The sequence below is a fragment of the Rubrivivax gelatinosus genome (assembly GCF_016583785.1).
In the GTDB taxonomy this organism is placed as follows: Bacteria; Pseudomonadota; Gammaproteobacteria; order Burkholderiales; family Burkholderiaceae_C; genus Rubrivivax; species Rubrivivax gelatinosus_B.
In genome coordinates, this window is sequence record NZ_NRRU01000051.1 from 1 (window position 1) to 16,886 (window position 16,886).

At 70.1% G+C, this 16,886-nt stretch carries 13 protein-coding genes and 1 pseudogene; 12 read left to right on the plus strand and 2 right to left on the minus strand.

The features are described 5' to 3' along the window. A pseudogene (locus CKO43_RS14335) lies at nt 1-229 on the minus strand (outer membrane protein OmpA); the annotation flags it as partial. 269 nt (nt 230-498) lie between these two features. Here CKO43_RS14335 and gyrA point away from each other — a divergent pair. The 12 genes from gyrA (at nt 499) to CKO43_RS14395 (ending at nt 15,806) form a co-directional block, all read left to right on the plus strand. Then, nucleotides 499-3,180, plus strand: a complete 2,682-nt coding sequence (gene gyrA / locus CKO43_RS14340; protein WP_200228139.1) for a DNA gyrase subunit A — start codon at nt 499-501, stop codon at nt 3,178-3,180. Continuing rightward, a complete protein-coding gene (locus CKO43_RS14345) occupies nt 3,180-3,779 on the plus strand; it encodes a hypothetical protein (RefSeq protein WP_200228138.1) in 600 nt (199 codons plus the stop codon). The genes gyrA and CKO43_RS14345 overlap by 1 nt, the downstream gene beginning before the upstream one ends. Further along, a complete protein-coding gene (gene pheA / locus CKO43_RS14350; protein WP_200228137.1) occupies nt 3,776-4,882 on the plus strand; it encodes a prephenate dehydratase in 1,107 nt (368 codons plus the stop codon). Before CKO43_RS14345 ends, pheA begins: the two co-directional genes overlap by 4 nt. A 123-nt stretch (nt 4,883-5,005) precedes the next feature. After that, complete coding sequence (locus CKO43_RS14355) at nt 5,006-5,887, plus strand: prephenate dehydrogenase (protein WP_200228136.1); 882 nt, start codon at nt 5,006-5,008, stop codon at nt 5,885-5,887. 21 nt (nt 5,888-5,908) lie between these two features. Next, complete coding sequence (locus tag CKO43_RS14360) at nt 5,909-7,948, plus strand: bifunctional 3-phosphoshikimate 1-carboxyvinyltransferase/cytidylate kinase (RefSeq protein ID WP_200379060.1); 2,040 nt, start codon at nt 5,909-5,911, stop codon at nt 7,946-7,948. A gap of 142 nt (nt 7,949-8,090) precedes the next feature. Further along, nucleotides 8,091-9,809: a 30S ribosomal protein S1 gene (gene rpsA, locus CKO43_RS14365; protein WP_200228134.1), complete on the plus strand. Its 1,719-nt coding sequence runs from the start codon at nt 8,091-8,093 to the stop codon at nt 9,807-9,809. An 81-nt stretch (nt 9,810-9,890) separates the two neighbouring features. Beyond that, nucleotides 9,891-10,202, plus strand: coding sequence for an integration host factor subunit beta (locus tag CKO43_RS14370; RefSeq protein ID WP_200228133.1), 312 nt, complete (start codon nt 9,891-9,893; stop codon nt 10,200-10,202). 25 nt (nt 10,203-10,227) lie between these two features. Then, on the plus strand, nt 10,228-10,539 hold the full coding sequence (locus CKO43_RS14375) for a lipopolysaccharide assembly protein LapA domain-containing protein (RefSeq protein ID WP_200228132.1): 312 nt from the start codon (nt 10,228-10,230) through the stop codon (nt 10,537-10,539). Nucleotides 10,540-10,599: 60 nt separating this feature from the next. Then, nucleotides 10,600-11,748, plus strand: a complete 1,149-nt coding sequence (gene lapB, locus CKO43_RS14380; protein ID WP_200228131.1) for a lipopolysaccharide assembly protein LapB — start codon at nt 10,600-10,602, stop codon at nt 11,746-11,748. Nucleotides 11,749-11,848: 100 nt separating this feature from the next. After that, entirely contained in the window at nt 11,849-13,618 is a 1,770-nt protein-coding gene (gene msbA / locus CKO43_RS14385; protein ID WP_200228130.1) for a lipid A export permease/ATP-binding protein MsbA, read from the plus strand. Then, entirely contained in the window at nt 13,615-14,721 is a 1,107-nt protein-coding gene (locus CKO43_RS14390; RefSeq protein WP_200228129.1) for a glycosyltransferase family 9 protein, read from the plus strand. Before msbA ends, CKO43_RS14390 begins: the two co-directional genes overlap by 4 nt. After that, nucleotides 14,718-15,806, plus strand: a complete 1,089-nt coding sequence (locus CKO43_RS14395) for a glycosyltransferase (RefSeq protein WP_200379061.1) — start codon at nt 14,718-14,720, stop codon at nt 15,804-15,806. The genes CKO43_RS14390 and CKO43_RS14395 overlap by 4 nt, the downstream gene beginning before the upstream one ends. On the opposite strand, the gene CKO43_RS14400 is transcribed toward CKO43_RS14395, so the two are convergent. Further along, on the minus strand, nt 15,704-16,765 hold the full coding sequence (locus tag CKO43_RS14400) for a CDP-glycerol glycerophosphotransferase family protein (RefSeq protein ID WP_200379062.1): 1,062 nt from the start codon (nt 16,763-16,765) through the stop codon (nt 15,704-15,706). The genes CKO43_RS14395 and CKO43_RS14400 overlap by 103 nt on opposite strands. Between the last annotated feature and the right edge of the window lie 121 nt (nt 16,766-16,886).

Below are 16,886 nucleotides of genomic sequence, written 5' to 3' on the forward strand. Positions count from 1 at the left end.
CCGGAGCCGGGGCCGGGGCTGCCGGCTTGATCGCGCCGTCGCACTCGGAAGCGGCAGTCGCCGGAGTCCAGGTGGAATCGCGCCAGCACAGCTCGTTGGTCCCGTTCTTCCAGACGGTGCCGTCGGTCGCTTGCCAGTTGTCGATCGTCTTCGCCTGTGCGAGTGCAGCGATCGGGGCGGCGAGCGCAGCGGATGCGAATAGCACCGCCACCCTGTTCAATTTCTTCATGATTCTCCTCTCGAGGAAAGCCGCAGCATGACTGCGAAACGTCCAAACCGAAAGCCTGAACTCCCGGCAAATCCCCGCGTTGGCGGGTACTTACCACCTATGACCGATTGTGCCATAGGGCATGGACCGATCTGCATTCTCACCCCTGAGCCTGGGAGTGCTCGAAACGCTGTTGCTGCAGTGCGACAGCGCCGACATCTTAGAATCCCTCATCCTGTGCCAGGCCGTTCCGGCCCGGCCGCTCCTGCTCGCGCGCAGCGCGACCTCGCATGTCCCAGTTCGCCAAGGAAACCCTGCCGATCAGCCTCGAAGAGGAGATGCGGCGCTCGTACCTCGACTACGCGATGAGCGTGATCGTCGGGCGCGCCCTCCCCGACGCGCGCGACGGCCTCAAGCCCGTGCACCGGCGCGTCCTGTTCGCGATGCACGAGTTGTCGAACCATTGGAACCGTCCGTACAAGAAGAGCGCCCGCATCGTCGGTGACGTGATCGGTAAGTACCACCCGCACGGCGACACCGCGGTCTACGACACGATCGTGCGCATGGCCCAGGACTTCAGCCTGCGCCACATGCTCGTCGACGGCCAGGGCAACTTCGGCTCGGTCGATGGCGACAGCGCCGCGGCGATGCGCTACACCGAGATCCGCCTGGCGAAGATCGCCCACGAGATGCTCGAGGACATCGACAAGGAAACGGTCGACTTCGCCCCGAACTACGACGGCTCGGAGAAGGAGCCGACCGTGCTGCCGGCGCGGCTGCCCAACCTGCTGGTCAACGGCTCGGCCGGCATCGCCGTCGGCATGGCGACCAACATCCCGCCGCACAACCTGAACGAAGTCGTCGACGCCTGCCTGCACCTGCTGAAAGTGCCCGAGGCGACGATCGAGGAGCTGATGGAGATCGTGCCGGCGCCGGACTTCCCGACCGCCGGCATCATCTACGGCCTCGAAGGCGTGCGCGAGGGCTACCGCACCGGGCGCGGCCGCGTCGTGATGCGCGCCAAGTGCCACTTCGAGGACATCGACCGCGGCCAGCGCCAGTCGATCATCGTCGACGAGATCCCCTACCAGGTGAACAAGAAGACGCTGCTCGAGCGTATCGCCGAGCTCGTCAACGAGAAGAAGATCGAGGGCATCAGCCACATCCAGGACGAGAGCGACAAGTCCGGGATGCGCGTCGTCATCGAGTTGAAGCGCGGCGAAGTGCCCGAGGTGGTGCTGAACAACCTGTACAAGCAGACCCAGCTGCAGGACACCTTCGGCATCAACATGGTGGCGCTGATCGACGGTCAGCCGCGGCTGTGCAACCTGAAGCAGTTGCTCGACATCTTCCTCGAGCACCGGCGCGAGGTCGTGACGCGGCGCACCGTCTACGAGCTGCGCAAAGCACGCGAGCGCGGCCACGTGCTCGAAGGCCTGGCGGTGGCGCTGGCCAACATCGACGAGTTCATCGAGACCATCAAGACCAGCCCGACGCCGCCGGTCGCCAAGACGGCGCTGATGGCCAAGGCCTGGGACAGCTCGATGGTGCGCGAGATGCTCGCGCGCGCCGAGGAGTCGACGCCGGGCGGCCGTGCCGCCTACCGCCCGGAAAGCCTGCCCGCCGGCTACGGCCTGCAGGCCGACGGCCTGTACCGGCTGTCGGAAGACCAGGCGCAGGAAATCCTGCAGATGCGGCTGCAGCGCCTGACCGGGCTGGAGCAGGACAAGATCATCGGCGAGTACCGCGAGGTCATGTCGCAGATCGCCGACCTGCTGGACATCCTGGCGCGCCCGGAGCGTGTCACCGCGATCCTCGTCGAAGAGCTGAACGCGCTGCGCCTGGAGTTCGGCCAGGCCAAGGTCGGCGCGCGCCGCAGCGTCATCGAACGCAATGCGCTCGAACTCGGCACCGAAGACCTGATCACGCCGACCGACATGGTCGTCACGCTCAGCCACACCGGTTACGTCAAGAGCCAGCCGCTGACCGAGTACCGCGCCCAGCGCCGCGGCGGCCGCGGCAAGCAGGCGACGCAGACCAAGGAAGACGACTGGATCGACCAGCTCTTCATCGCCAACACGCACGACTGGATCCTGTGTTTCTCCGACCGTGGCCGCGTCTACTGGCTCAAGGTCTGGGAAGTGCCGCAGGGTTCGCGCAACTCGCGCGGCAAGCCCATCGTCAACATGTTCCCGCTGCAGCCGGGCGAGAAGATCACCGTCGTGCTGCCGCTGACCGGCGAGTTCCGCAGCTTCCCGGCCGACCACTACGTCTTCATGTCGACCGCGCTCGGCACGGTGAAGAAGACCTCGCTCGACGAGTTCAACAACCCGCGCAAGGCCGGGATCATCGCCGTCGGCCTGGATGAGGGCGACTACCTGATCGGCGCCGCGCTGACCGACGGCCGCCACGACGTGATGCTGTTCTCCGACGGCGGCAAGGCGGTGCGCTTCGACGAGGACGACGTGCGCGCGATGGGCCGCAATGCCCGCGGCGTGCGCGGCATGGCGCTCGAGCCGGGGCAGAACGTCATCGCGATGCTGGTCTCCGACCGCGGCGACGAAGCCCGCGACGTCGGCGAGGACAGCACCCGCGTCAGCGTGCTGACCGCCACCGCCAACGGCTTCGGCAAGCGCACGCCGATCGGCGAATACACCCGCCACGGCCGCGGCACCAAGGGCATGATCGCGATCCAGCAGAGCGAGCGCAACGGCAAGGTCGTCGCCGCGACGCTGGTGCGCGAGACCGACGAGATCATGCTGATCACCGACCGCGGCGTGCTCGTGCGCACCCGCGTCGCCGAGATCCGCGAGATGGGCCGCGCGACGCAGGGCGTGACACTGATCGCCCTGGACGACGGCTCCAAGCTCTCGGGCCTGCAGCGCATCGTCGAGAACGACGCTCAGACCGACGGCGCCGGCGACGACACAGCCAACGACAGCGCCGGCGAAGCCGGCACGGAGAACTCCTGATGACGAAACGACTCGTGCTGGCCCTGGCGCTCGCCGCCACCCTGCCGGCGATGGCGCAGAAATCCGCTCCTGCTTCGGCCGCAGCTTCGGCGACGGCTCCGTCGAGCCCGGCGAAGAAGGCCCTGGTCGCCAAGGTGCTGCAGATCCAGCAGCCGGCGATCGAGAACATGGCGCGCCAGCTCGCCGAGCAGCCGGCGCTCGCGATGATGCAGCAGGTCGCCGTGGCGCTGCAGCGCCTGCCCGCCGACAAGCGCCAGGCGCTGGCCAAGGACCTGCAGGCCGACGCCAAGAAGTACGCCGACGAAGCCACGCCCATCGTGCGCGACCGCGCGGTCAAGCTGGCGCCGAGCACGGTCGGTGCGATCCTGGAGCAGCGCTTCACCGAGGATGAGCTCAAGCAGCTGGTCGCGATCCTCGAGTCGCCGGTGAACCGCAAGTACCAGTCGCTGAACCAGGACATGCAGCGTTCGCTCGGCGAGAAGCTCGTCACCGAGACCAAGCCGCTGGTCGAACCCAAGGTGCGCGCACTCGAGCAGTCGCTGCGCAAGCGCCTCGAGACCGCGGCCGCGGCATCGGCCGCCAGCAGCCCGAAGCAGTGAAGACGCCGCCGGTCGAAACCTCCAACGAGCTCGTCGGCCTGCGCGCGCAGATCGACGCGGTCGACCGGGAACTGCTGGCCCTGCTGAACCGCCGCGCCGGCCTGGCGCTGGCGGTCGGCGACCTGAAGAAGCGCGAGGGCACGGTCGTCTTCCGGCCCGAACGCGAGGCCCAGGTGATCGACGGCCTGAAGTCGGAGAACCCGGGGCCGCTGCAGACGCCCAGCATCGCGCCGATCTGGCGCGAGATCATGTCCGCCTGCCGCGCGCTGGAGACGCCGACGCGCGTGGCCTACCTCGGCCCCGCCGGCACATTCAGCGAGGAAGCGGCGATCGGCTACTTCGGCGCTTCGCTGATGCGCGTGCAGTGCGCGAGCATCGACGAGGTGTTCCACGCCACGGCCTCCGGCGCCGCCGACTTCGGCGTCGTGCCGGTCGAGAATTCGACCGAAGGCGTGGTCGCACGCTCGCTCGACCTGTTCCTGCACACGCCGCTGTTCATCATCGGCGAGACCAGCCTGTTCATCCGCCAGAACCTGCTGCGGCGCGAGAACACGCTGGACGGCATCCGCGCCGTCTGCGCCCACCCGCAGGCGCTGGCGCAGTGCCACGGCTGGCTCAGCCACCACCTGCCCGACGCCGACCGGCGCCCGGTGGCAAGCAACGCCGAAGGTGCGCGCCTGGCGGCGCAGGACCCGGGCATCGCCGCGATCGCCAGCGTGCGCGCGGCCAGCGAGTTCGGGCTGCACGTGCTGGCGCCAGCGATCCAGGACGACGCCCACAACCGCACCCGCTTCGCGATCGTCACCCACCCGGAGCAGCACCCGGTGCCCAAGCCTTCGGGCCACGACTGCACCAGCCTCGTCGTCTCGGTGAAGAACCTGCCCGGAGCGGTGCACGACATGCTCGTTCCGCTCAAGCGCCACGGCGTCTCGATGTCGCGTTTCGAGTCGCGCCCCGCCCGTTCGGGCCAGTGGGAGTACTACTTCTACATCGACGTCCAGGGGCATCCCGACGAACCCAGGGTCGGCGCCGCTTTGAGCGAGCTGCACGACACCTGCGCCTTCTTCAAGGTGCTGGGTACTTATCCCATCGACGTCAAATGACCCCCCCCCGAAGCGCCTTCGGCGCTCCCCCCCAGGGGGGCGCGGCCAGCGGCCCGGCAGAGCCGGCTCCGCGGCCGCTGCTTGAAGCGCCGTTCCCGGTCGGGCGGGCTGTGGAGCACGCCGATGTTTAACCAGTTGGGCATCATCGGGTGCGGGCTGATGGGTGGCTCGTTCGCGCTGGCTTTGAAGCGCGCGGGGCTGGTCAAGCGGGTCGTTGGCTACAGCAAGAGCCCGTCGACGACCGAGCGCGCGAAGAAGCTCGGGGTCATCGACGTCGTCGCCGAGTCCGCTTTGCTGGCCGTCGCCGGCTCTGACATCGTGCTGCTGTCGGTGCCGGTCGCAGCCACCGAGGCCACCTTCAAGGCGATACGCCACCTGGTCGAGCCCGGCGTGCTCTTCATGGACGTGGGCAGCACCAAACGTGACGTCGTCGACGCCGCGCGCCGCGTGCTGCGCGAGCGCATCGGCTCGTTCGTGCCGGCACACCCGATCGCCGGCAAGGAACTCGCCGGCATCGGACACGCCGACGCCGCGCTCTACGCCGGGCGCCAGGTCATCCTGACGCCGCTGCCGCAGACCGCGCCGGACCTGGTGCAGAAGGCCACCGACGTCTGGTCGGCGATCGGCGCCCAGGTGCTGAAGATGACGCCGGACAACCACGACGCCGCCTTCGCCGCCGTCAGCCACCTGCCCCACCTGCTGGCCTTCGCCTACTTCTCGGCCGTCGTCAACCAGCCCGCGGGCCGCGACTTCCTGTCGCTCGCCGGCCCGGGCTTTCGCGACTTCACCCGCATCGCCGCGAGCAACCCCGAGATGTGGCGCGACATCCTCACCGCGAACCGCGAGGAGATCCTGAAGCAGTCCGAACGCTTCCGCCTGGCACTGGACTCGTTCGAGCACCTGATGCGCAACGGCAACCTGGACGCGCTCGAGCAGATGATCCGCGCCGCCGCCGAAGGCCGTGCCGGCTGGCAGATGGGAGCGCCGCGCACCGCGTCGCGCTGACCCTCCACCTTCTTTCTTCCGATGTACCGCATTCCCTTCCTCGACCTGCCGCCGCTGGCAGGCGCGGCCGGCACGGTCCGCCTGCCCGGCTCCAAGAGCATCTCCAACCGCGTGCTGCTGCTCGCCGGCCTGGCCGAAGGCCGCACGCTGGTGCACGAACTGCTGGCCAGCGACGACACCGCCGTCATGCTCGACGCGCTGCGCGCGCTGGGCTGCACGGTCGAACAAGACAGTGCCAGCGGCGCCCTCGCCGTCACCGGCATCGGCGGGCGCCTGCCGGTGCACGCGGCCAGGCTCTATCTCGGCAACGCCGGCACCGCGATGCGGCCGCTGGCGGCGGCGCTGGCGGTGCTGGCGACGCTGCAGGGCGGCGAGTTCGAGCTCTCGGGCGTCGCGCGCATGCACGAACGCCCGATCGGCGACCTCGTCGCCGCGCTGCGCCCGCTGGGCTGCACGATCGACGAACTCGGCACGCCCGGCTACCCGCCGCTGCGGCTGCGCGGCACGGCCGGCGGCCGGCTCGCGCTGGAGCGTGCGATCCGCGTGCGCGGCGACGTCTCCAGCCAGTTCCTGACGGCGCTGCTGCTGGCGCTGCCGCTGGCTGCCGATGCGCAGGACATCGTCGTCGAGGTCGACGGCGAGCTGATCTCCAAGCCCTATGTCGAGATCACGCTGAACCTGCTGGCGCGCTTCGGCATCGCCGTGCGGCGCGAGGGCTGGCAGCGCTTCACGATCCCGCAGGGCAGCCGCTACCGCACGCCGGGCACGATCCACGTCGAAGGCGACGCGTCCTCGGCCTCGTATTTCGTCGCGCTCGGTGCGATCGCCGCGACCGGCGGTGACGTGCTGCGCATCGAAGGCGTCGGCAGCGACTCGATCCAGGGCGACATCCGCTTCGTCGAGGCGGCGCAGGCGATGGGCGCCGACGTGCGCACCGGCCCGGGCTGGCTGGAGGTGCGCCGCGGGCGCTGGCCGCTCCAGGGCATCACGCTGGACGCCAACCACATCCCCGACGCCGCGATGACGCTGGCGGCGATGGCGTTGTACGCCGAAGGCCCGACGCGCATCGAGGGCATCGCCAGCTGGCGCGTCAAGGAGACCGACCGCATCGCCGCGATGGCTGCCGAACTGCGCCGCGTCGGCGCCAGCGTCGTCGAGGGGGCCGACTTCATCGAGGTGAGCGCGCCCGAAACCTGGCTGCCGGCCGCGATCCGCACCTACGACGACCACCGCATGGCGATGTGCCTGTCGCTGGCCGCGTTCAACCCGACGGTGGGGGCGCGCGTGCCGCTGCGCATCCTCGAGCCGCACTGCGTCGCCAAGACCTTCCCCGACTACTTCGAGGCGCTGTTCGCGCTCGCGAAGGCCGATCCGGCCGACATCCCGGTGATCACCGTCGACGGGCCGACGGCGTCGGGCAAGGGTACGCTGGCAGCGGAGATCGCCGCCGCGCTCGGCTACGGCCTGCTCGATTCGGGCGCGCTCTACCGCGCCACCGGCATCGCCGCGATGTGGGACGGCGTCTCGCCCGACGACGAAGCGGCGCTGGCAACGCTGGCCGAAGGCCTGGACCTGCGTTTCGGCGACGGCGCCGACGCCGGCCGCACCTGGCTGCGCGGCCGCGACATCACCGACGAGCTGCGCCTCGAAACCAGCGGCCTGATGGCGTCCCGCGTCTCGGCCTGGCCGGCGGTGCGCGCGGCGCTGCACGCGCTGCAGCTGTCGTTCCGGCGTGCGCCGGGCCTGGTCGCCGACGGCCGTGACATGGGCACGGTGATCTTCCCCGACGCCGCACTCAAGGTGTTCCTGACGGCGAGCGCCCAGGAACGCGCGGCGCGCCGGCATAAGCAATTGATTTCGAAGGGAATTTCTGCTAGTCTGGCAGACCTTCGCGCGGACCTCGAGGCGCGGGACTTGCGCGACCGTTCGCGCAGTGTCTCGCCGTTGAAGCCGGCCGAAGACGCGCTGATGCTCGACAACTCGGCACTCTCCATCGAGGACTCGGTGGCCCAGGTGCTGGCTTGGTGGCAGCAGCGCCGCCCGTTCGGCCACTCGGCCTAGCGGGTGGTACGAGGGTCCGCTCGCGCCTTCCCATCCGGCCGTCAGGCCATCCGGGCGCGGCGGGTATGTTCAACCAACCCTGCAACACCCGTTGCAAGCATCGCCCGGCTCTGCCTCCAACTCCTCCGGGCACAGGAAACACATGTCCGTATCCACCACCGTCATCGCCAAGAGCGGCGCTGACGCATTCGCCGCCCTGTTCGAAGAATCGCTGAAGAGCGCCGACATGCGTGTCGGCGAAGTGATCTCGGCCGAGGTCGTGCGCATCGAGTTCAACCACGTCGTCGTCAACGCCGGGCTCAAGAGCGAGTCCTACGTCGCCATCGACGAGTTCAAGAACGACCAGGGCGAGCTCGAAGTCCAGGTCGGCGACTTCGTCTCGGTGGCCATCGACGCCGTCGAAAACGGCTACGGCGACACCATCCTCAGCCGCGACAAGGCCAAGCGCCTGGCCTCGTGGATGGCGCTGGAGAACGCGCTGGAGTCGGGCGAGTTCGTCACCGGCACCGTGAGCGGCAAGGTCAAGGGCGGTCTGACGGTGCTGGTCAACGGCATCCGCGCCTTCCTGCCGGGTTCGCTGCTCGACACGCGCCCGGTCAAGGACATGAGCCCGTTCGAGGGCAAGACCATGGAGTTCAAGGTCATCAAGCTCGACCGCAAGCGCAACAACGTCGTGTTGTCGCGCCGCGCCGTCGTCGAGGCTTCGATGGGCGAAGAACGCGCCAAGCTGCTCGAGACGCTGACCGAAGGCGCCATCGTGCACGGCGTGGTCAAGAACATCACCGAATACGGTGCGTTCGTCGACCTCGGCGGCATCGACGGCCTGCTGCACATCACCGACATGGCCTGGCGCCGCGTGCGTCACCCGAGCGAGGTGGTTCAGGTCGGTCAGGAACTGTCGGCCAAGGTCCTCAAGTTCGACGCCGAGAAGAACCGCGTCAGCCTGGGCATCAAGCAGCTGGGCGACGATCCGTGGCTGGGCGTTTCGCGCCGCTACCCGAACGGCACGCGCCTGTTCGGCAAGATCACGAACATCGCCGACTACGGCGCGTTCGTCGAGATCGAACCGGGCATCGAAGGCCTGGTTCACGTCTCCGAAATGGACTGGACGAACAAGAACGTCGCCCCGTCCAAGGTGGTCTCGCTGGGCGAGGAAGTCGAAGTCATGGTCCTGGAGATCGACGAAGACAAGCGTCGCATCTCGCTGGGCATGAAGCAGTGCAAGCCGAACCCGTGGGAAGAGTTCGCTTCCAACGTCAAGCGCGGCGACAAGGTCAAGGGCCCGGTCAAGTCGATCACCGACTTCGGCGTCTTCGTCGGCCTGTCGGCCGGCATCGACGGCCTGGTGCACCTGTCCGACCTCTCGTGGAACGAGCCGGGCGAAAGCGCGGTGCGCAACTACAAGAAGGGCCAGGAAGTCGAAGCCCTGGTGCTGGCGGTGGACGTCGAGCGCGAGCGCATCAGCCTGGGCATCAAGCAGCTGGACGTGGATCCGTTCACCAGCTTCACGACGCTCAACGACCGCGGCGCGATCCTCAACGGCAAGGTCAAGACCGTCGACCCGCGTGGCGCCGAGATCCAGCTCAACGAGGATGTCACCGGCTACCTGCGTGCCTCGGAAATCAGCCGTGACCGCGTCGAAGACGCGCGCAACGTGCTGAAGGAAGGCGAAGACGTCTCGGTCATGATCATCAACGTCGACCGCAAGCTGCGTTCGATCCAGCTGTCGATCAAGGCCAAGGACAACGCCGACGAGCAACAGTCGATGCAGGCGCTGCGCCAGACCAACGAGCGTGAGAACGCCGGCACGACGAGCCTGGGCGCCCTGCTGCGCGCCAAGCTCGACAACCAGCGCGAGTAATTCGCCGCTGCACGGCCCGCGCGCCCCTTCCAGGCGCGCGGGCCTTTTCGCGTTTCAAGCCGCTTGCGATCCGTCCCTGCCATGACCCGATCCGACCTCGTCGCCCGTCTTGCCGAGCGTTTCTCGCAGCTGACGCAGCGCGACACCGAGTTCGCCGTCAAGACCATCCTCGACGCGATGACCGACGCGCTGGCCCGGGGCCACCGCATCGAGATCCGCGGGTTCGGCAGCTTCTCGATCAACCGCCGTCCGCCGCGCCTGGGGCGCAACCCGCGCAGCGGCGAGCAGGTCGTGATCCCGGAGAAGCTGGTGCCGCACTTCAAGCCGGGCAAGGCTTTGCGCGAGGCCGTCGACGCCCGCCAACCGGCCGACCCGGATACCGACGCCGTCTGAGGCGCCGGCTCCTAGAATCGGCGCCGTGCGCCTTCTCGTCTGGCTCTTTCGGGCCTTCGTCTTCTTCACGCTGTTCGCGTTCGCGCTGAACAACCAGCAGAACGCCACCGTGCGCTGGTTCTTCGGGGTCGAATGGCAGGCGCCGATGGTCATCGTCGTGCTGATCGCCTTCGCTGGCGGCTGTGCCGTCGGCGTGTTGGCGATGCTGCCGAGCTGGTGGCGCCAGCTGCGCAAGGCGCGCCGCCAGAGCGAGCCCGTTCCGGTGCCCAGCGCCGAACCGGTTGCGGCCACGCCCTCCGAGCTGCCGCTCGAGCATCCGCCGCGCGAGGGCCTGTGAGCGCCTCGTGCATCCGCCCGGCCTGAAGGCCCGGCGTCCCCTCCCCGACCCCGACGCTCGATGGACTTCGATTTCCAGTGGCTGCTGATCGGCCTGCCGGTGGCCTTCGCGCTCGGCTGGCTGGCCTCGCGCTTCGACCTGCGCCAGGTGCGGCGCGACAACCGCGACGCCCCCCGCGCCTACTTCAAGGGCCTGAACCTGCTGCTCAACGAACAGCAGGACAAGGCCATCGACGCCTTCATCGAAGCCGTCCAGAACGACCCCGACACGACCGAGCTGCACTTCGCGCTCGGCAACCTGTTCCGCCGCCGCGGCGAGTTCGAGCGTGCGGTGCGCGTGCACGAGCACCTGCTGTCGCGCGCCGACCTGAAGGCCGGCGAGCGCGACCGCGCCCAGCACGAGCTGGCGCAGGACTACATGCGCGCCGGCCTCTTCGACCGCGCCGAGGACGCCTACCGCGCGCTCGAAGGCACGGCCTTCGAGACCGAGGCCTGGCTCGCGCTGCTGTCGCTGCAGGAGCGCTCGCGCAGCTGGCGCGCGGCGATCGAGATCGCGACCCGCCTGGACAAGGGCGGCACCGGCTCGTACGCACCGCGCATCGCGCACTACTGGTGCGAACTCGCCGAGGAGGCCGATGCCGCCGGCCAGGCATCCGACGCCGACACCGCGCTGCGGCGCGCGCGGGAAGCCGCGCCGCACGCCGCGCGCCCGCGTGTCATCGCCGGCCGTCGCGCCCGCGCCGGCGGCCGCCACGACGAGGCGGTGGCGCTGTGGGACGAACTCGCCACGGTGCAGCCGGGTGCGTTCGCGCTCGTCGCCGCCGACTACGCCGCCAGCGGCGAAGCCTGCGGCCGGCTCGAACACGTGCGCGCCCAGCTCGAACGTGCGCTCGAACGCAGCCCCAGCCTGGACGTGCTGCAGGCACTCGGCCCGCTCGACCCGGCGGGCCAGCCGCAGCGCCTGGTGACGAGCCTGCAGCAGCAGCCCAGCCTGACCGCGGCGCACGCGCTGCTGGCTTCGCCGCCGCGGCCCGCCGGCGGCGACCCGGCCGCACTCGATCTGGTCGAGCAGGCGCTGGCCAAGGCCGCACGCCCGCTGCACCGCTACCGCTGCGCCGCCTGCGGCTTCGAAGCCCACCAGTACTTCTGGCAATGCCCGGGCTGCCTGAGCTGGGACAGCTACCCGCCGCGCCGCGTCGACGAAAGCTGAGGCGCACTTCTTCCCAGCGCCCCGCAGCCGCCTTGCGCCGCCCGGCAAGGGCGGCAAGGCAAAGCATGGACAATCCCGCGAGCACCCCGACCTGGCTTCGATGATCCGAAACGACTCCTTCGCGCTGTACCGGAGACTGCTCGCCTACGTGCGCCCGTACACCAAGGTCTTCGCCCTGGGGGTGCTGGCGATGATCGTCAACGCCGCCGCCGAAGCCTCGGTGCCGGCGCTGCTCAAGCAGCTGATCGACGGCAGCTTCGTCGAGAAGGACCCGGCGTTCGCGCACCTGATGCCGCTGGCGCTGGTCGGGCTCTTCATCGTGCGCGGCCTGTCCGACTATGCGCACACGGTGGCGCTGTCCAGCGTCGCGACCCACGTCGTGCTCGACCTGCGCAAGAGCATGTTCGAGCGCATCCTGACGCTGCCGCTGGCCTTCTTCGACCGCCAGCCTTCGGCGACGCTGATGTCGCGGCTGACCTACAACGCGCAGCAGATCAGCCCGATCATCACCTCGTCGCTGATCACGATCGTCAAGGACTCGCTGACCGTGGTCGGCCTGCTCGGCTACATGCTGTGGCTGAACTGGAAGCTCTCGCTGCTGTTCTTCACCGTGCTGCCGGTCATCGCCTGGGTGATCCGCTCGGTCAGCCGCCGGCTGCGCCAGTACAGCCGCGCGCAGCAGAACTCGATGGGCTCCCTGACGCACGTCGCGCACGAGGTGCTGGGCGCACCGCGCGAGATCCGCATCTTCGGCGGCGCCGCCTACGAGGCCAAACGTTTCGCCGACGTCGCCGCCTCGGTGCGGCGCTACATGATGAAGACGACGCGCACCTCGGCCGCGAACGGCCCGCTGGTGCAGTTCATCGCCGTGCTCGCGCTGGCGGCGATCATTTACTACGCGACGCTGGCCACCCGCTCCGACCAGCTCACCGTCGGCGGCTTCGTCTCGTTCTTCGGCGCGATGGCGCTGCTGCTGGCGCCGCTCAAGCGCCTGTCCAACGTCAACGAGGCGCTGCAGCGCGGCCTGGCCGCCGCCACCTCGGTATTCGAGATCATCGACGCCGAGCCCGAGCGCGACACCGGCACGCGCGAGATCGCGCGCGCCAGCGGCCGGCTGCGCTTCGACGAGGTCGTGTTCCGCTACCCCGGCGCCGAGAGCGACGCGCTGCACGGCGTCTCGATCGACATCCGGCCGGGTGAATCGGTGGCGCTGGTCGGTGCCTCGGGCAGCGGCAAGTCGACGCTGATGTCGCTGATCCCGCGTTTCTACGCGCCCGACGCCGGCAGCATCCTGCTCGACGAGATCGACACGCGCGAGATCCGCCTGGCCGACCTGCGCGCCAACATCGCCCTCGTCACCCAGCACGTCGTGCTGTTCAACGACACGGTGGCGGCCAACATCGCCTACGGCGCACCGGGCGAGGTCAGCCGCGAGCAGATCGAGGCCGCCGCCGAGACCGCGCACGCGATGGAGTTCATCCGCGAGCTGCCGCAGGGCCTGGACACGCAGATCGGCGAGAACGGCACCCGGCTGTCGGGCGGCCAGCGCCAGCGCCTGTCGATCGCGCGCGCGCTGCTGAAGGACGCGCCCATCCTGCTGCTCGACGAAGCCACCTCGGCACTCGACACCGAAAGCGAACGCATCGTGCAGCAGGCGATCGACAACCTGAAGCGCGGCCGCACGACGGTGACGATCGCGCACCGGCTGTCGACGATTGCCAACGCCGACCGTGTCGTCGTGATGGACCAGGGCCGCGTCGCCGAGGTCGGCACGCACGAGCAGCTGCTGGCGCGCGCCGGGCTGTATCACAAGCTGCACCAGATGCAGTTCCGCGACGGCAGCGCGCCGGCGGCGACGCCCGAATCGTGAACGCCACCGCCCCGCTGCCGCTCGTGCTGCCGGCCGGCCGGCCGCCGCGCATCCTGATCGTGCGCCTGAGCGCGATCGGCGACGTCGTCATGGCCTCGGGCCTGATCCGTTCGCTGCGCGCACGCTGGCCCGACGCGACGATCCACTGGCTGGTCGAGCCGATGGCGGCGCCGCTGCTGCTGCACAACCCGCGGCTGGATGCGGTCAAGCCCCTGCCGCGCGCCGCCTGGCGCCAGCTCTGGCGCGAGCGCCGGCTGGGCGCACTGGCACACGAAGTCCTGGCTTTCCGGCGGCGGCTGCGCGCCGAGCGCTACGACCTCGTGCTCGACGCCCAGGGCCTGCTCAAGAGCGGGCTGTGCGCCCGCCTCAGCGGCGCGCCGCAAAGGGTCGGCCTGCGTTCGCACGAAGGCAGCCAGTACCTGATGCACCACCTGGTGATGCCGCCGCGAGGCGCCGACCGGCGCATCGGCAGTGAGTACCGCGCGCTCGCCGTCGCGCTCGGCGCCGCCGACGCCGACTTCCGCCTCGACCTCGCCGTCGGCGCGGCGCCGCGCGAGCGGGCACGCGCCGTGCTCGCCGAAGCCGGCGCCGGCGCCGACTGGGTCGCGCTGTGCCCGTTCACGACCCGGCCGCAGAAACACTGGTTCGAGGACCGCTGGGCCGCGCTCGCCGAGGCTTTCGCCGCGCGCGGCATCAGGCCCGTCATCGTCGGCGGCCCGGGCGACGTCCAAGCCGCAGCGCGCATCGCCGCGCTGGCGCCGTCGGCGGCCAACCTGGCCGGCCGGCTCAAGCTCGACGAGACCGTCGCCGCGCTCGCCGACGCCAGCCTGCTGGTCGGCGTCGACACCGGCCTGACCCACATGGGCACGGCGCTGGCGGTGCCGACGCTGGCGCTGTTCGGCTCCACCCGCCCCTATCTCGACGCCGCGACGCCGGCCAGCGTCGTGCTCTACGACGCGTTGCCGTGTTCACCCTGCCGCCGCCGCCCGACATGCGGCGGGCGCTTCGACTGCATGCGTGCGTTCGAGGTCGAGCGCGTGTTCGCGGCCGCGATGCGGCTGCACGCCGGCGGCCGCACGATCCCGATCCCCGCCGCACCATGAAGATCCTGCACGTCGAAGCCGGCATGCACCTGTACGGCGGTGCGCTGCAGGTCGTGTTCCTGCAGCGCGGCCTGGCCGCCGAAGGGGTCGAGAACCTGCTCGCCGCCCCCACCGGCAGCGCCATCGCCGAAGCGTCCGCGGCGCACGCCCGCGTCGTCACGATGGCGATGGGCGGCGATGCCGACCTCGGCATGCTCGGCCGGCTGCGGCGCCTGATCCGCAGCGAACGCCCCGACGTCGTGCACCTGCACAGCCGCCGCGGCAGCGACCTCTGGGGTGGCCTGGCCGGCCGGCTCGAAGGCGTGCCGGTGGTGCTGAGCCGGCGCGTCGACAACCCCGAACCGCGTGCCTGGGTCGGCCTGAAGTACCGGCTCTACGACCGCGTGATCACGATCTCGCAAGGGATCTTCCGCGTGCTCGAGGCCGAAGGCGTGCCGGCGTCCAAGCTGCGCTGCGTGCCGAGTTCGGTCGACGTCGAGATGTACCGCCCCGGCCGCGGCGAGCGGGCCTGGCTGGACGCCGAGTTCGGCCTGGCGAGCGACGAACTCGCGGTCGGCATGGCGGCGCAGTTCATCGCCCGCAAAGGCCACCGCACGCTGCTCGCTGCGCTGCCGGCGGTGCTGGCGGCGCAGCCGCGCACGCGTTTCCTGATCTTCGGCCAGGGGCCGCTGCGCGAGGCGATCGAGAACGAAGCGCGCGCCGCCGGTTTCGGCGACCGGGTGCTGTTCCCTGGCTTCCGCAAGGACCTGGCGCGTGTGCTGCCGGCGCTGGACCTGATGGTGCATCCAGCCGAGATGGAAGGCCTGGGTGTCGCGCTGCTGCAGGCGGCCGCCTGCGGCCTGCCCATCGTCGCCGGGCGTGCCGGCGGCATCCCCGAGATCGTGCTGCCCGGCGTCAACGGCGAGCTGATCGAGCCCGGCGACCACGCGGCGCTGGCGCAGCACCTGGTGGCGCTGCTGGCCGACGCCGGGCTGCGCGCGCGTTACGGCGCCACGGGGCGCGAGCACGTCGTCTCGCGCTTCTCGGTGGCGGCGATGGTGCGCGGCAACCTCGCCGTGTACCGCGAACTGGTGCCCAGCAGGTAGTCGGCGATGCGCACCGAGGCCTGGCCGTCGGTGTTGCCGATCAGCTGCGAGGTGCAGCGCGCGCGGCCGGCGGCGTGGCCCTGGGGCGCGGCCAGCTCCTGGCGGATCACCGCCGGCAGCTGGCCGGGGCGCGACACGTGCGCGCCGACGTCGCGGAACCCGTTGATCGTCTGGTCCATGCGGCGCTCGTGGCGAAAACGCAGCGGGCCGCGGTAGCTCCAGCGCAGGCGGTAGAAGTCGCACCAGACGACCGGCCGGCCCAGCGCCGCGAACTCGAAGATCGCCGACGAGGCCTCGCTGACCAGCACGTCGGCCACCGCCATGAAGGGCAGCAGCGAAAACGCCGCCGGCTCGGCCACGTGCACGTTGGGCAGCTGGCTCCAGGCCTGCAGGCGCTTGCGCTGCGCCGCGTACTTCTCGCTCGTCCAGGTCAGCAGGTGCGGCTTGACCAGCACGTTGACGTCGCCAAGTTCCGCCGGCCAGTGGCGCGACAGGCATTCGATCGAACTCGGATAGAAGGTCGGCGCGTACAGCACCGTCGGCCGCGCCGGGTCCAGGCCCGCGGCGCGCAGGTCGAAGGCCTCGACCTCGTCCCCGCCGTCGAGCAGCGGGTCGAGCTTGGCGAAGCCGACGTCGACGAAACGCCCGCCCGGGTACAGCCGCTGCAGCTCGGCGGTGCGGAACGCGCCTTCGCTGAAACGCACGCTGAAGCGCGCGAGCGCGGCGTCGTAGTAGCAGGCCTTGACGCCGATGCCGTGGTACAGCAGCGCGGTGCGCGTGTCCGGCGGCAGGCGGTCGAGGTAGCGGCAGTCGTTGCCGAAGATCACCCAGTCGGGACGGCGTTCGCGATACAGGGCGAGCGCGGCATCGCCGTAACCGACCACGTCGCACCGGTGGCCGGCGGCCTCGAGTTGCGCTCGCGCCGCCGGCAGCAGCGGGTCGGCCGCGTCAGCGTGCAACACGAAGTGACAAACAGCACCACGGTGTCGCAGCTCGGCGGCCACCGGAAGATACTGCGGAAGATAATAAAAACTAGCGGCGTCGAAAACGATATTCACGGCAGGCTCAACAGGCAGGCTT

Bases quoted from the DNA above. Each gene is read 5' to 3' on its own strand.
- gyrA (WP_200228139.1), top strand. From the start codon at position 499: ATGTCCCAGTTCGCCAAGGAAACCCTGCCGATCAGCCTCGAAGAGGAG.
- CKO43_RS14345 (WP_200228138.1), top strand. From the start codon at position 3,180: ATGACGAAACGACTCGTGCTGGCCCTGGCGCTCGCCGCCACCCTGCCG.
- CKO43_RS14355 (WP_200228136.1), top strand. From the start codon at position 5,006: ATGTTTAACCAGTTGGGCATCATCGGGTGCGGGCTGATGGGTGGCTCG.
- CKO43_RS14360 (WP_200379060.1), top strand. From the start codon at position 5,909: ATGTACCGCATTCCCTTCCTCGACCTGCCGCCGCTGGCAGGCGCGGCC.
- rpsA (WP_200228134.1), top strand. From the start codon at position 8,091: ATGTCCGTATCCACCACCGTCATCGCCAAGAGCGGCGCTGACGCATTC.
- CKO43_RS14370 (WP_200228133.1), top strand. From the start codon at position 9,891: ATGACCCGATCCGACCTCGTCGCCCGTCTTGCCGAGCGTTTCTCGCAG.
- lapB (WP_200228131.1), top strand. From the start codon at position 10,600: ATGGACTTCGATTTCCAGTGGCTGCTGATCGGCCTGCCGGTGGCCTTC.
- msbA (WP_200228130.1), top strand. From the start codon at position 11,849: ATGATCCGAAACGACTCCTTCGCGCTGTACCGGAGACTGCTCGCCTAC.
- CKO43_RS14395 (WP_200379061.1), top strand. From the start codon at position 14,718: ATGAAGATCCTGCACGTCGAAGCCGGCATGCACCTGTACGGCGGTGCG.